Here is a 12843-nt window from a genome sequence, read left to right on the forward strand (position 1 = left end):
CCCGGAGAACGAGCGGTGCCCCGCAGCCGGCCGGCTGCGGGGCACCGTCGTGTGCGCTGACGGATCAGGCGTCCAGGGCGTCCAGGAGCGAGCCCTCCACCGGAGTCGTCTCCGGCTGCTCCGGGTTGTCGAAGCCGTCGCCGTTCTTCCGGGCGCGCTTGGCCGCCTTCTTCTTCGCGCGGCGCTCCTTGCGGAGCTCCACCATCGCGTAGAGGGTCGGGACCAGGAGAAGGGTCAGCAGGGTCGAGGTGACCAGGCCGCCGATCACGACCACCGCCAGCGGCTGGGCGATGAAGCCGCCCTGCCCGGTGATGCCGAGCGCCATCGGCAGCAGCGCGAAGATCGTGGCCAGGGCCGTCATCAGGATCGGGCGGAGCCGGTGCCGGCCGCCCTCGACGACCGCCTCGACGATGCCGAGACCCTGGGCGCGGTACTGGTTGATCAGGTCGATCAGCACGATCGCGTTGGTGACCACGATGCCGATCAGCATCAGCATGCCGATCATCGCCGGGACACCCATCGCCGTGTCCGTGGCGATCAGCAGACCGATCGCGCCGGTCGCCGCGAACGGGATGGAGACCAGCAGGATCAGCGGCTGGACCAGGGACTTGAAGGTCGCGACCAGCAGCATGAAGACGATCGCGATCGCCGCGAGCATCGCCAGGCCGAGCTGGAGGAACGCCTCCGACTGGTCCTCCGAGACACCGCCGATGGACGCGGTCGCGCCGTCCGGCAGGTCCAGGGCGTTGAGCTTCGACTGGAGCTCGGCGCTGACCGCGCCGGTGTTGTCGCCGGTCGGCTTGGCGGTGATCGTCGCGGCGCGGGCGCCGTCGATCCGGGTCATCGAGACCGGACCCGGGACCACCTTCACCTCGGCGACGTCGCCGAGCTTCACCGGGCCGAGCGGCAGCGCCTTGAGCTGCGCGAGGGTGGTGGCGGGCTTGGCCGAGGTGACGACGACGTCCCGCTCGGTGTCGTCGAGGACCGCCGTGCCGGCCGGGGTGCCGCGGACCGCCTGGGCCACGGCCAGGCCGAGGGTGGTGTCGTTGAAGCCGGCCTCGGCCGCCTTCGGGGTCGCCTTGACCGAGATCCGCGGGACGGACTGGGCCAGGTCGCTCTGGACGTCGGTGACGTCGTCGAGCTTCGCGACCTCCGTGCGGACCGCCTCGGACGCCTGCTTCAGGACGTCGCGGTCGGCCGCCTTCACGACCACGCTGAGGTCCTGGTTGTTGAAGCCGTCGCCGGCCGCGATGGTGGTGTCGCCGATGCCGTCCAGCTTGGCCAGCTCGGTGTCGATCGCCTCGCGGACCTTCTCGTACGAGGCGGAGTCCTCCAGCTTGACCTGGTACGACGCCTGGTTGGCGCCGGTGCCGCCGCCGAAGGCGGCCATGAAGCCGGACGAGCCGACGGTGACCTGGTAGTCCTCGACGCCCTTCGTGGACCCGAGCACCTTCTCGACCTTCTTCGCGGCCTCGTCGGCCGCGCCCAGGCTGGTGCCGGGGGCCAGTTCCTGCTTGACGGAGAGGATCTCCTGCTCGCCCTGGTCGAAGAAGTTGGTCTTCAGGAGCGGGGCCATCGCGAAGGTGCCGATCAGGACGACGATCGCGATCGCCGCGCTGGTGAGGCGGCGACGGGTCGCGAAGCGCAGCACCGGGACGTACATGCGCTGCATGCGGCTCCGGGCCTCCTTCTCCTCCGCCGCGCGGCGCGCCTCGTCCGGGTCCTCGGACGTGCCCTTGGGGGCGCGCAGGAACCAGTACGACAGGACCGGGACCACGGTGAGCGAGACGAGCAGGGACGCCAGCAGCGCCGCCGTGACCGTCAGGCTGAAGGAGCCGAACAGCTCGCCGACCATGCCGCCGACCAGGCCGATCGGCAGGAAGACGGCGACGGTGGTGAGGGTGGAGGAGGTGACCGCGCCGGCCACCTCGCGGACCGCCGTGATGATCGCCGCCTGGCGCTCCTCGCCGTAGCCGAGGTGCCGCTTGATGTTCTCCAGGACCACGATCGAGTCGTCGACGACCCGGCCGATGGCGATGGTGAGCGCGCCCAGGGTGAGCATGTTCAGGGAGAGGTCCCTGGTCCACAGGACGATCAGCGCCAGCACCACCGACAGCGGGATGGAGACCGCGGTGACGAGGGTGGAGCGGATCGAGGCGAGGAAGACCAGGATCACGATCACCGCGAAGAGCAGGCCGAGCGCGCCCTCCGTGGTGAGGCCGGAGATGGACTTGGAGACCGCCGGGCCCTGATCGGAGACGACCGTCAGCTCCGCGCCGGCGCCGAGGTCCTTGCGCAGCTCGGGCAACTTGTCCTTGACCGCGTCGGAGATGGCGACGGCGCTGCCGTCCTTGTCCATGGTGACCACGACGGCGAGGCTGGGCTTGCCGTTGGTGCGGGTGATGGAGGCGCGGGCGGACTCCTGCTGCTTCACGGTCGCCACGTCGCCGAGCCGGACCGGCTTCGGGGCCTTGCCTGCGTCGGCCCGGCTGCCGACCGTGCCGGCCTGCGGGGTCAGCCGCAGGTCCTGGATCTGCTGCAGCGAGGTGAAGCCGCCGCCGACCTGCACGGTGCGGCTCTTGCCTTCCTCGGAGAACGAGCCGGCCGGGATCGTCGCGCCGCCGGCCTTGAGGGCCTCGGCGAGGGTCATGGCGTTGAACCCGGCGGCGGCGAGCTTCGCGTCGTTCGGGGTGACGGAGACCTGGAGCTCCTGCACGCCGTCGACGGAGACCTGGCCGACACCGTCGACGTCCTCGACGGCCGGGACGACCGTGCGCTGCAGCTGGTCGGCGAGCGCCTGCTGGTCCTTGTCGGAGGTGACGGCGAGGACGACGGTCGGGATGTCGTCCGTGGAGCCGGCCACGACCTGCGGGTCGACGGAGTCGGGCAGCGCGATCCGGGCCCGGTTGACGGCCTGCTGGACGTCGGCGACGAGCTGCTCGGTGCCCTCGTCGCCGTAGTCGAAGGTGGCCATGATGACGGCGTTGCCCTCGGAGGCGGTGGCCGTGATGCCCTTGATGCCGTCGACGGCCTTCAGGGTGTTCTCGAGCGGTTCGACGACCTGCTTCTCGACCACGTCGGGGGAGGCGCCCTGGTAGGGGGCGAGGACCGACACCATCGGCAGTTCGATGGAGGGCAGCAGCTGCTGCTTGAGCTGCGGGATGGCGATCGCACCGAAGACGATCGCCACGATCGACATCAGCCCTATCAGGGCCCGTTGCGCGAGGCTGAATCTGGACAGCCAGGACATGGGGTCTCTCTTCTGTGGCGTGCGTACGCAGGAAGCGGGCGCCCCGCCCCGCCCGAAGCTCAGCCAGGTCTCGGTCAGGTGCCCGCCTCTACCCTCCGGCACGGAACCGGTCCGTTCCGTCGGCCCCAGGTCCAGATCCTTATCCGCCGCCTACTCCGTACGGAGTAGACGGGGCGCTCGGGCTAGTCCACCCTCGGGCGTACCAGGCCCGATTCGTAGGCAATGACCACCAATTGCGCCCGGTCGCGGGCGCCCAGCTTGGCCATCGCGCGGTTGACATGCGTCTTGACGGTGAGGGGGCTGACCTCGAGACGGTCGGCGATCTCGTCGTTCGACAGCCCGCCCGCGACGAGGACCAGCACCTCCGTCTCGCGGCCGGTCAGCGCGGTCAGCCGCTCCGAGTGGGCGCGTGCGCCGTCGGAGCCGTCCGCTCCGCCGCCCTGCGCGAGGAAGGAGGCGATCAGCCCCTTGGTGGCGGCCGGGGAGAGCAGGGCCTCGCCCGCCGCGGCGATCCGGATGGCGTTCAGCAGCTCCTCCGGCTCCGCGCCCTTGCCGAGGAAGCCGGACGCGCCGGCGCGCAGCGACTGCACCACGTACTCGTCCACCTCGAAGGTGGTCAGCATGACGATCCGGACCTGCGCGAGCTCCGGGTCGGCGGTGATCGCGCGGGTGGCGGCGAGGCCGTCGGTACCGGGCATCCGGATGTCCATCAGGACGACGTCGGCCTTCTCGGCGCGGGCGAGCGCGACGGCCTGCGCGCCGTCGGCGGCCTCGCCGACGACCTCCATGTCCGGTTCGGAGTCCACGAGCACCCGGAAGGCGCTGCGGAGCAGGGCCTGGTCGTCGGCGAGCAGTACCCGGATCGTCATGCGTCCTCCCCGTCCTGGCCGCCCGCCCCGGTGCGGGCGGTCACCGGCAGTATCGCCTGCACGCGGAAGCCGCCGCCGTACCGGGGGGCGGCGGTGAGGGTGCCGCCGAGTGCGCCGGCGCGTTCACGCATGCCGAGGAGGCCGTGGCCGCCGGAGGGCTCGGGGTGGGGGGCGGTCGGGTCGTGGGCGGCGGTCCGGTCGTGGACTGCCGTCTGCGGGACGCCGTCGTCGATGACGGTGATCTCCACGGTGCGGCCGACCCGTACGACGCTGACCTCGGCCTTCGCGTCCGGTCCGGCGTGCTTGCGCACGTTGGTCAGGGCCTCCTGGATGATCCGGTACGCGGCGAGGTCGACGGCCGCCGGCAGCGCGCCGTCGTCGTCGGCGCGGGCCAGCTCGACGGGCAGTCCGGCGTGGCGGAAGGTGTCGAGCAGCTCGTCGAGGCGGGCGAGGCCGGGGGCCGGTTCGGTGGGGGCCTCCGGGTCACCGGACTGCCGCAGCAGCCCGACGGTGGCGCGCAGCTCGTCCAGTGCGGAGCGGCTGGCGTCCCGTACGTGGGCGAGGGCCTCCTTGGCCTGGTCCGGGCGCTTGTCCATGACGTGCGTGGCAACGCCGGCCTGCACGTTGACCAGGGCGATGTGGTGGGCGACGACGTCGTGCAGATCGCGGGCGATGCGGAGCCGCTCCTCGGCGACGCGGCGCCGGGCCTCCTCCTCGCGGGTGCGTTCGGCGCGCTCGGCGCGCTCGCGTATGGCGGTGACGAAGGCGCGCCGGCTGCGTACGGCGTCGCCGGCGGCAGCCGCCATGCCGGTCCAGGCGAACAGGCCGATGTTCTCCTGCGAGTACCAGGGCGAGGAGCCGAAGAACATGGCGGTACCGGTCAGCACGGTCATGGTCAGCAGGCCGACCCGCCACGTGGTGGGCCGGTCGGTGCGGGAGGCCACGGTGTACAGCGCGATCACCGCGCTCATCGCGACGGGCGCGCGCGGGTCCTCGACGACCAGCTCGGCCAGGCTGATCGCGACGGTGGCGGCGAGCACCGCCCGCGGCCTGCGCCTGCGCAGGACGAGCGCGGCGGCGCCGAGCACCATGAACACCACGCTGACCGCGGAGGGGCTGCGGGTGCCGAAGGTGGGCCCGTTGGGCCCGCCGTGCGGATCCGCGAAGGAGCCGACGATCATGGCGACCAGCACGGCGAGGGCGAGCCCCGCGTCGAAGGCGGTGGGATGCGCGCGAAGCCGGTCCCGACTCCGGGACAGCCCGCTTCCGATGGACGTCACGTCGAGCAACGGTACGGGTCGGCGGGCGGGGGACGGAACGCGGCGGTTTCCTGCCGCTCGGGTGGGGCGGCGGGGATGCGTGGGCGCGGCAGGTGCGGGGTCCGCTCCCCGGAGCCGGTCTTGGTCGGTCCGGAGCCGGGACCGTCCGCGCCGGGGGGCGCCGGGTGGGGCGGTGCGTCGGAGTGCGACGGGCTGGGGTCCCGCCGGTGGCGGCGGATGCTCCCCGGGCGGACCGGTCGGGGCGGGCGGAGCCCGCGCCCGTGACCGGCACGGGTCGCCCCCGGCCGGACCGGTCGCGGCGGTGCACCCCGGGCGCGGTCCCGGACCGGTGCTGGGTCGGTCCGGTGCCCGCGGCGCGAGCCGCGTGTGGTCAGCCCGGGATCAGGCCGTCGTCGGAGAGGAGTTCCCGGACCTCCGCCAGGGTGGCGTCCGGGGACGGAAGGATCAGTTCCGAGGGTTCCAGGGCGTCGACCGGCAGGGGTTCGCCCAGGCGGCGGATCGCGTCGAGGAGGGCGGCGAGCGTGCGGCGGAACCCCTCCCCGTCGCCGCTCTCCATCTCGGCGAGCAGTTCGTCGTCGAGCTTGTTGAGCTCGGGGAAGTGGCTGTCCGCCACCTCCCACTGGCCCTCCCCCATGATCCTCACGATCATGACGCGTCCTTACCGAGAGTCGGGGCTACTGCTTGTCGAACCGCGGCTGGGAGGACTGCTGCGAGGACTGGGACTGCGCCTGGTCCTGCGTACCGCCCTCGATGGCCTGCTGCGAGGCGGACGGACCGCCCGCCAGCTCCGCCTTCATCCGCTGCAGCTCCAGCTCGACGTCCGTGCCGCCGGAGAGCCGGTCCAGCTCGGCCTGGATGTCGTCCTTGGCCAGCCCGGAGTGGTCGTCCAGGGCGCCGGAGGCGAGCAGCTCGTCGATCGCGCCGGCCCGCGCCTGCAGCTGCGCCGTCTTGTCCTCGGCCCGCTGGATCGCCACGCCGACGTCGCTCATCTCCTCCGAGATGCCGGAGAACGACTCCGCGATCCGCGTCTGCGCCTGCGCCGCCGTGTACGTCGCCTTGATCGTCTCCTTCTTCGTACGGAAGGCGTCGACCTTGGCCTGCAGCCGCTGGGAGGCGAGCGTCAGCTTCTCCTCCTCACCCTGCAGCGTCTGGTGCTGCACCTCGAGGTCGGAGACCTGCTGCTGCAGCGCGGCCCGCCGCGACAGCGCCTCGCGGGCCAGGTCCTCGCGGCCGAGCGCCAGCGCCTTGCGGCCCTGGTCCTCCAGCTTCGAGGACTGGCTCTGGAGCTGGTTCAGCTGCAGCTCCAGGCGCTTGCGCGAGGTCGCGACGTCCGCCACGCCCCGGCGCACCTTCTGCAGCAGCTCCAGCTGCTTCTGGTAGGAGTAATCGAGGGTCTCGCGCGGATCCTCGGCCCGGTCAAGGGCCTTGTTTGCCTTCGCGCGGAAGATCATCCCCATACGCTTCATCACACCGCTCATGGGCTTCGCGCGCCCCCTTCTGACGGACTCGGCTCCAGCACTCCAACAGAACCCACAGTACGGTTCCTGCTTCCATTACCGCACTGTTCGGGGCCGGATGCGCTCCTCCCCAAGGACGACTGCGCGGGCTCCGTTCTCCCGCCCAGGGTGTAGACGAGGGATCAGGGAAACGCGCGGGTCGTCCGGACCCGCAAGCAGAGACGCACGCCGTTAGCGGATCGTTCCCGGCCGCACTGGGGGTTACTCCTCCCAGCACGTACCCTTGGCCTTGTGTTCCGTAGCCGTTCGAAGGAAGAGAAGGCCCCCACCGACCAGGTGACGGCGGACCTCTCCAAGCAGCCCCGCGACCCCGAGGCCCCGAAGGGCCGCCCGACCCCGAAGCGGAGTGAGGCCCAGACCCAGCGCCGCCGCGCGCAGACCGCACCGCTGGACCGCAAGAGCGCGATGAAGCGCCAGCGCGAGGTGCGCCGCCAGGACCTGGCGAAGCAGCGCGAGGCCCTGAACAGCGGTGACGAGCGCTATCTGCCGGTCCGCGACAAGGGCCCGGTCCGCCGCTTCGTGCGCGACTACGTCGACTCGCGCTTCGCCGTCGCGGAGTTCTTCCTGCCGATGGCCGTGATCATCCTCGTGCTCTCGATGATCCGCACGGGCAACCTGCAGCAGATCTCGCTGGTGCTGTGGCTCGGCGTCATCGTCATGATCGTGATCGACTCGGTCTTCCTCTCGTTCCGGCTGCGCAAGCAGCTCAACGAGCGCTTCCCGAACGAGCCCAAGCGCGGCGCGGTGGCGTACGGCCTCATGCGCACCCTCCAGATGCGCCGGCTGCGGCTGCCCAAGCCGCAGGTCAAGCGCGGAGAGCGGCCCTGAGCGCGGACTTCCCGTCGGCCCCTGGCGCCGCGGACCTTCCGTCGGCCCTCGGCGCGGAGGACTTCCCGCCGGACCCGGACGCTCCAGGTCGTGCCGGGCTGCGTGACGCAGTCCGGCACGAGCTGATCGCCCGGCAGCTCGACGAGCAGCTCGCCGCCCGCTACCCCGTCGGGCAGCGGCTGCGGATCCTCGACGTGGGCATGGGCCACGGCGCGCAACTGCTGCGCCTCGCCCGCGCCGGGCACACCGTGACCGGCCTCGAGGCCGAACCCGAGCTGCTCAAGACCGCCCGTGAGGCGCTGTCCGGCGAGCCGGCCGGGATCCGTGAGCGGGTCCGGCTGATCGAGGGCGACGGCCGCGACACGGGCGTGCACTTCCTGCCCGGCAGCTTCGACGTGGTGCTCTGCCACGGTGTGCTCATGTACGTGCCCGAGCCGGACGGGCTCCTCGCCGGGCTCGCCCGGATGCTCGCCCCCGGCGGCCTGCTGTCCCTCGTGGTGCGGAACGCGGACGCGCTGGCCATGCGGCCGGGGCTCGGCGGCGACTGGACGGGGGCGCTGGCGGCCTTCGACTCGGACACGTACGCGGACCGGTACGGCGCGCCCGTGCGCGCGGACCGGCTGGGCGCGCTGACCGCGACCCTCGCCGGCATCGCGGCGCCGCTGCACGCCTGGTACGGGGTGCGGGTCTTCACGGACGGCGTGCCGCACGACACGGGGCTGCCGGCCGCGGACGAGCTGGAGCGGCTGCTGGCCGCGGAGGAGCGGGCGGGGCGGACGGATCCCTATCGGGGGGTCGCTGCGTTGTTGCATCTGTGCGGGGTGCGGGGCTGACCCCGTTGCGGGGTGCGGGGCTGACCCCGTTGCAGGGTGCGGGGGCTGACCCCGTTGCAGGGTGCGGGGGCTGACCCCGTTGCAGGGTGCGGGGCTGACCCCTTGCGGGGTGCGGGGGCTGACCCCGTTGCAGGGTGCGGGGGCTGACCCCGTTGCAGGGTGCGGGGCTGACCCCTTGCGGGGTGCGGGGGCTGACCCCGTTGCGGGGTGCGGGGGCTGACCCCTTGCGGGGTGCGGGGGCTGACCCCTTGCGGGGTGCGGGGCTGACCCTGGGCGGCGCGGGCTGACGCCCGTGGGTGCCGCGTGGGACGTTCCGGGGGTCGCATTCGGGACTGCATGATTTACGGCGCGTTCGGGTCGCTGTGGTGGGAGCCGTATCTGCTGCGCCACAAATCACGCTTTACGTCCCGAATGCGACCCCCTCCACGTCCCCCGCTCCCCGCCGCCGTCCGGTGCGGCCCGTCCGTTGTGCGGGGACCTGAACGGGCGTGCAGCGCAAGGCGGCCTTTCCGGGCCGACGGGATACTTCGGGCATGGAGTTCATCCGTGCCGCTCGTCTTCTGGCCCTGCCGCTCTGTGCCGTCGCGCTGCTCGGTGGGTGCACCGCCGAGCGGGCGCCTGCTCCCGGGCGGTCGACTCAGGCCGCGCCGGTTGCGGCGGCCGATCTGGAGGCCGACTACCAGACGGTGATCAAGGACGTGCTGCCGTCCGTGGTGCAGGTCGAGTCCGGGGGCAGTCTGGGGTCGGGCGTCGTGTACGACGACAAGGGGCACATCGTGACCAACGCCCATGTCGTGGGGAACGAGCGGGTCTTCAGGGTGACGTCGGCGACCGGTGGTTCGGTGCTCGGTGCGAAGCTGGTGGCCACGTATCCGGCTCAGGATCTGGCGGTGATCCGGCTCGACACCGTGCCGGGCGGGGTGAAGGCGGCGACGTTCGGCGACTCGACGAAGGTCGAGGTGGGGCAGATCGTGCTGGCGATGGGCTCGCCTCTGGGGCTGTCCGGCAGTGTCACCCAGGGCATCGTGTCGGCCGTCGGGCGAACCGTGAGCGAGAGCAGTGCGGGCGGCACCGGCGCGACGATCGCGAACATGGTGCAGACGTCCGCCGCGATCAATCCCGGCAACAGCGGGGGCGCGCTGGTCAATCTGGAGAGCGAGGTCATCGGGATCCCCACGCTCGCCGCGGTGGACCCGCGGATGGGCGACAGCGCCGCGCCGGGGATCGGCTTCGCGATCCCGGTGTCGATGGTGCGGACGGTCGCGGACCAGATCATCGAGGACGGCAGGGTCACCGACTCCGGGCGCGCCGGGCTGAACATCACCGGCCGGACCGTGGTCGACCGGGAGTCGGGTCAGCCGGTCGGCGTCGCGGTCGTCGAGGTGACGGAGGGTGGGGCCGCGGACGATGCGGGGATCCGGGCGGGCGACGTCATCACGAAGGTCGGCGAGGATCCCATCACGACCATCACCTCGCTCGCCGAAGCCCTGGCCGGCGATCAGCCCGGGGAGAAGGTGACGGTGACGTACGAGCGGGGTGGGCAGTCGCGGTCGGTCGAGGTGACGTTGGGGGAGATCTGAGGTGGGGGGCGACCGCCCCCACCTCTGTGGGGTCAGGCCTCGGCGTTCAGGGACATCGGGCCGTAGATCTTCGTCGCGTCCTCGAAGAGCACGACCTGCTCCGCGCCGCCCGCGAGGAGGTCGCGCCAGTACTCGCCGATCCAGGACTCGGCGTCGCCCTGGGTCGGGAACTCCTCGGGGTCGACCGAGGGCTCGACCTCGGTGCCGTCGGCCGTCTCGAACCGCCACGTCCATGCCATGCGAGCCTCCCGGATGATCGGTTTCCTGCCCGCAGCGTAGCCGGGCGCGCACCCGCGGAGGGGACGCGGGAGGATCGTGACCGTGGAACTGACTCTGCTCGGCACCGGAGCCCCCGAGGGGCTTCCCCGCCCCGACTGCCCCTGCGCCCGCTGCGCCGTCTCCCTCGGCCCGTACGCGCGGGCCGCGACCGCGCTGCTCGTCGACGGGGCGCTGCTGCTCGACCTGACCCCCGGGGCGGCGCTGGCCGCGGCGCGGTCGGGGCACTCGCTGGCCGGTGTGCGTCAGGTGCTGTTGACGCATCCGCACGACGGGCCGGCGGTCGAACTGCCGCCGGGGCTGCCCACGGCGGGGCGGGTGCCGGACGGGCGGGAGTTGACGCTGATCAGCGGGCACCGGGTGCGGGCGGTGTCGATGGACGCGCCGGGTACGGGGTACGAGGTGACCTCGCCGGACGGGGACCGGCTGCTGTACCTGCCCCCTGGTGGCGCGCCGGCCGGGCTGCCGGAGGGGATCGCGTACGACACGGTCTGCGCGGACGTCGTCGGGCGGCCGGACGCGCTGGCCCGGCTGCGGGCGTCGGGCGCCGTGGGGCCGGCGACGGACGTGGTCGCCGTGCACGTGGACCACGACGTGCCGCCGGGCGCGGAGCTGGACCGGCGGCTCGCGGCGGCGGGGGCCCGGGCGGTGCCGGACGGGACGACGCTGACGGTCGGCGCGTACCGGATCGTCCCGGAGGTCCCGCGGCGCACGCTGGTGACCGGCGGGGCGCGGTCCGGGAAGTCGCTGGAGGCGGAGCGGCGGCTGGAGTCGTTCCCGGAGGTCGTGTACGTGGCGACCAGCGGGACGCGCGAGGGCGACCCGGAGTGGGCGGAGCGGATCGGAGCGCACCGGGAGCGCCGGCCGGGGTCGTGGCGGACCGTGGAGACCACGGATCTGGTGCCGCTGCTCGGGGAGGAGGGCCCGGCTCTGCTGATCGACTGCCTGGCGTTGTGGCTGACGGACGCCATGGACCGGGTCGGGGCCTGGGAGGACGAGCAGTGGGAGTCCGGGGGGCGCGAGGCCCTGCGGGAGAGGATGGCCGAACTGGTCGCCGCCGTGCGGGAGACCCGGCGTACGGTCGTGGCGGTCACCAACGAGGTCGGGGCGGGCGTGGTCCCCGCCACCTCGTCCGGCCGCCGCTTCCGCGACGAACTGGGCCGCCTGAACGCCGCCTTCGGCGACGAGTGCGAGCAGGTCCTCCTGGTGACGGCGGGCCAGTCGCTGATCCTGCGCGGCTAGCCGGGTTCGGTACCGTTCACCCACCCGACGAATGACAAGGCGGACCCTTGAACCTGGACGACTTCTCCGATCTGATCGAGCGACCCGACGGCGGGATACGGTACGACGCCGAAGCCCGCCGGGAGCGGCTCGGCGTTCCCGCCGGGGCGCTCGGGCGGCTGGACGAGCTCGGTGAGTGGCTGTCGGCCGCGCAGGCCTCGGTGCCGGTCCGGCCCGTCGAGCAGCCGCGCGTGGTGCTGTTCGCGGGTGACCACGGGGTGGCCGGCCTCGATGTGTCCGGTCGTGCCGCGGGGACCGCGCACGAGCTGGTGCGTGAGGTGCTCGAGGGGGCCGCGCCCGTTGCCGTGCTCGCGCGGCGCATGAACGTTCCCGTACGGGTCGTGGACGCGGGTCTCGACTGTGATCCCGAGCTGCTGCCCGCCGATGTCGTGCGGCACCGGGTGCGCCGGGGGACCGGGCGGATCGACGTCGAGGACGCGATGACGCCCGAGGAGGCGAACGCCGCCGTCGAGCTGGGGATGGCCATCGCCGACGAGGAGGCCGACTCCGGGACCGATCTGGTCGTTCTGGGGGACCTGAGTGTCGGGGGGACCACTCCGGCCTCGACGCTCGTCGCCGCCCTGTGCGGGACGGACGCTTCGGTGGTGACCGGGCGCGGGGGCTTCGGGATCGACGATCTGGCGTGGATGCGCAAGTGTGCGGCGATCCGTGACGCGTTGCGCCGTGCCCGTCCTGTTCTCGGTGACCAGCTCGCGCTGCTCGCCGCTGTCGGCGGCCCGGACCTGGCGGCCATGACCGGCTTCCTGCTGCAGAGCGCGGTGCGCCGGATGCCGGTGATCCTGGACGGCGTGGTCGGCGCGGCCTGCGGTCTCGTGGCGCAGCGGGCCGCGTTCCGCGCGCCGGACTGGTGGCTGGCCGGGCAGCTCTCCGGCGAGCCCGCGCAGGCCAAGGCGCTGGACCGGATGGCGGTCAACCCGCTGCTGGACCACGGCGTCCGAGTGGGTGAGGGAACCGGGGCATTGCTCGCACTCCCCCTCGTCCAGGCCGCCGCGGCGCTCGCCGCCGAGCTGCCGGAGCGTCCGGAGGCCACGGACGAGGAGGACTGACCAGGGACGATCCGGGTCCGTCACGCGTGGGACGTGACGGGCCGCGGCGGCACTCTGTCATG

General features: G+C 72.8%; 11 protein-coding genes. 5 read left to right on the top strand and 6 right to left on the bottom strand.

The window, feature by feature from the left end; genetic code table 11:
- Positions 1–64 precede the first annotated feature (64 nt).
- The 5 genes from ABZO31_RS08530 to ABZO31_RS08550 form a co-directional block, all read right to left on the bottom strand.
- Positions 65–3250 carry an efflux RND transporter permease subunit gene (locus ABZO31_RS08530; protein ID WP_406860498.1) on the bottom strand — a complete coding sequence of 1062 codons (3186 nt, stop codon included), beginning with the start codon at positions 3248–3250 and terminating at the stop codon, positions 65–67.
- Between the two features lie 182 nt (positions 3251–3432).
- The gene (locus tag ABZO31_RS08535) at positions 3433–4119 is read right to left on the bottom strand and encodes a response regulator (RefSeq protein WP_406860499.1); all 687 of its coding nucleotides are present in this window, start codon (positions 4117–4119) and stop codon (positions 3433–3435) included.
- The gene (locus ABZO31_RS08540; protein ID WP_406860500.1) at positions 4116–5399 is read right to left on the bottom strand and encodes a sensor histidine kinase; all 1284 of its coding nucleotides are present in this window, start codon (positions 5397–5399) and stop codon (positions 4116–4118) included. The genes ABZO31_RS08535 and ABZO31_RS08540 overlap by 4 nt, the downstream gene beginning before the upstream one ends.
- 370 nt (positions 5400–5769) lie before the next feature.
- Positions 5770–6048, bottom strand: a complete 279-nt coding sequence (gene pspAA, locus ABZO31_RS08545; RefSeq protein WP_406860501.1) for a PspA-associated protein PspAA — start codon at positions 6046–6048, stop codon at positions 5770–5772.
- Between the two features lie 25 nt (positions 6049–6073).
- Positions 6074–6877 carry a PspA/IM30 family protein gene (locus ABZO31_RS08550; RefSeq protein ID WP_406860502.1) on the bottom strand — a complete coding sequence of 268 codons (804 nt, stop codon included), beginning with the start codon at positions 6875–6877 and terminating at the stop codon, positions 6074–6076.
- Positions 6878–7147: 270 nt separating this feature from the next.
- On the opposite strand from ABZO31_RS08550, the gene ABZO31_RS08555 reads away from it, so the two are divergent.
- The 3 genes from ABZO31_RS08555 to ABZO31_RS08565 all read left to right on the top strand — a co-directional run bounded on the left by ABZO31_RS08555 (position 7148) and on the right by ABZO31_RS08565 (position 10157).
- Positions 7148–7744 (top strand): DUF3043 domain-containing protein, encoded by a 597-nt coding sequence (locus tag ABZO31_RS08555; protein WP_406860503.1) that lies wholly within the window; start codon positions 7148–7150, stop codon positions 7742–7744.
- A gap of 98 nt (positions 7745–7842) precedes the next feature.
- Positions 7843–8577, top strand: a complete 735-nt coding sequence (locus ABZO31_RS08560) for a class I SAM-dependent methyltransferase (protein WP_406865292.1) — start codon at positions 7843–7845, stop codon at positions 8575–8577.
- 533 nt (positions 8578–9110) lie between these two features.
- Positions 9111–10157 (top strand): S1C family serine protease, encoded by a 1047-nt coding sequence (locus ABZO31_RS08565; RefSeq protein ID WP_406865293.1) that lies wholly within the window; start codon positions 9111–9113, stop codon positions 10155–10157.
- A 32-nt stretch (positions 10158–10189) separates the two neighbouring features.
- Here the strand turns inward: ABZO31_RS08565 and ABZO31_RS08570 are convergent, their stop codons facing one another.
- The gene (locus ABZO31_RS08570; protein ID WP_406860504.1) at positions 10190–10396 is read right to left on the bottom strand and encodes a hypothetical protein; all 207 of its coding nucleotides are present in this window, start codon (positions 10394–10396) and stop codon (positions 10190–10192) included.
- Between the two features lie 82 nt (positions 10397–10478).
- On the opposite strand from ABZO31_RS08570, the gene ABZO31_RS08575 reads away from it, so the two are divergent.
- Together ABZO31_RS08575 and cobT are read left to right on the top strand one after the other, a co-directional pair.
- Positions 10479–11675, top strand: coding sequence for a bifunctional adenosylcobinamide kinase/adenosylcobinamide-phosphate guanylyltransferase (locus ABZO31_RS08575; protein ID WP_406860505.1), 1197 nt, complete (start codon positions 10479–10481; stop codon positions 11673–11675).
- A 47-nt stretch (positions 11676–11722) separates the two neighbouring features.
- A complete protein-coding gene (gene cobT, locus ABZO31_RS08580; protein ID WP_406860506.1) occupies positions 11723–12781 on the top strand; it encodes a nicotinate-nucleotide--dimethylbenzimidazole phosphoribosyltransferase in 1059 nt (352 codons plus the stop codon).
- Positions 12782–12843 lie beyond the last annotated feature (62 nt).

This window comes from Streptomyces solicamelliae, assembly GCF_045348655.1.
GTDB classification, from domain to species: Bacteria; Actinomycetota; Actinomycetes; order Streptomycetales; family Streptomycetaceae; genus Streptomyces; species Streptomyces solicamelliae.

Excerpts from the sequence above, each read along its gene's own strand:
- ABZO31_RS08550 (WP_406860502.1), bottom strand. The coding sequence starts at position 6,877 with ATGAGCGGTGTGATGAAGCGTATGGGGATGATCTTCCGCGCGAAGGCA.
- ABZO31_RS08570 (WP_406860504.1), bottom strand. The coding sequence starts at position 10,396 with ATGGCATGGACGTGGCGGTTCGAGACGGCCGACGGCACCGAGGTCGAG.
- pspAA (WP_406860501.1), bottom strand. The coding sequence starts at position 6,048 with ATGATCGTGAGGATCATGGGGGAGGGCCAGTGGGAGGTGGCGGACAGC.
- ABZO31_RS08535 (WP_406860499.1), bottom strand. The coding sequence starts at position 4,119 with ATGACGATCCGGGTACTGCTCGCCGACGACCAGGCCCTGCTCCGCAGC.
- ABZO31_RS08530 (WP_406860498.1), bottom strand. The coding sequence starts at position 3,250 with ATGTCCTGGCTGTCCAGATTCAGCCTCGCGCAACGGGCCCTGATAGGG.
- ABZO31_RS08565 (WP_406865293.1), top strand. The coding sequence starts at position 9,111 with ATGGAGTTCATCCGTGCCGCTCGTCTTCTGGCCCTGCCGCTCTGTGCC.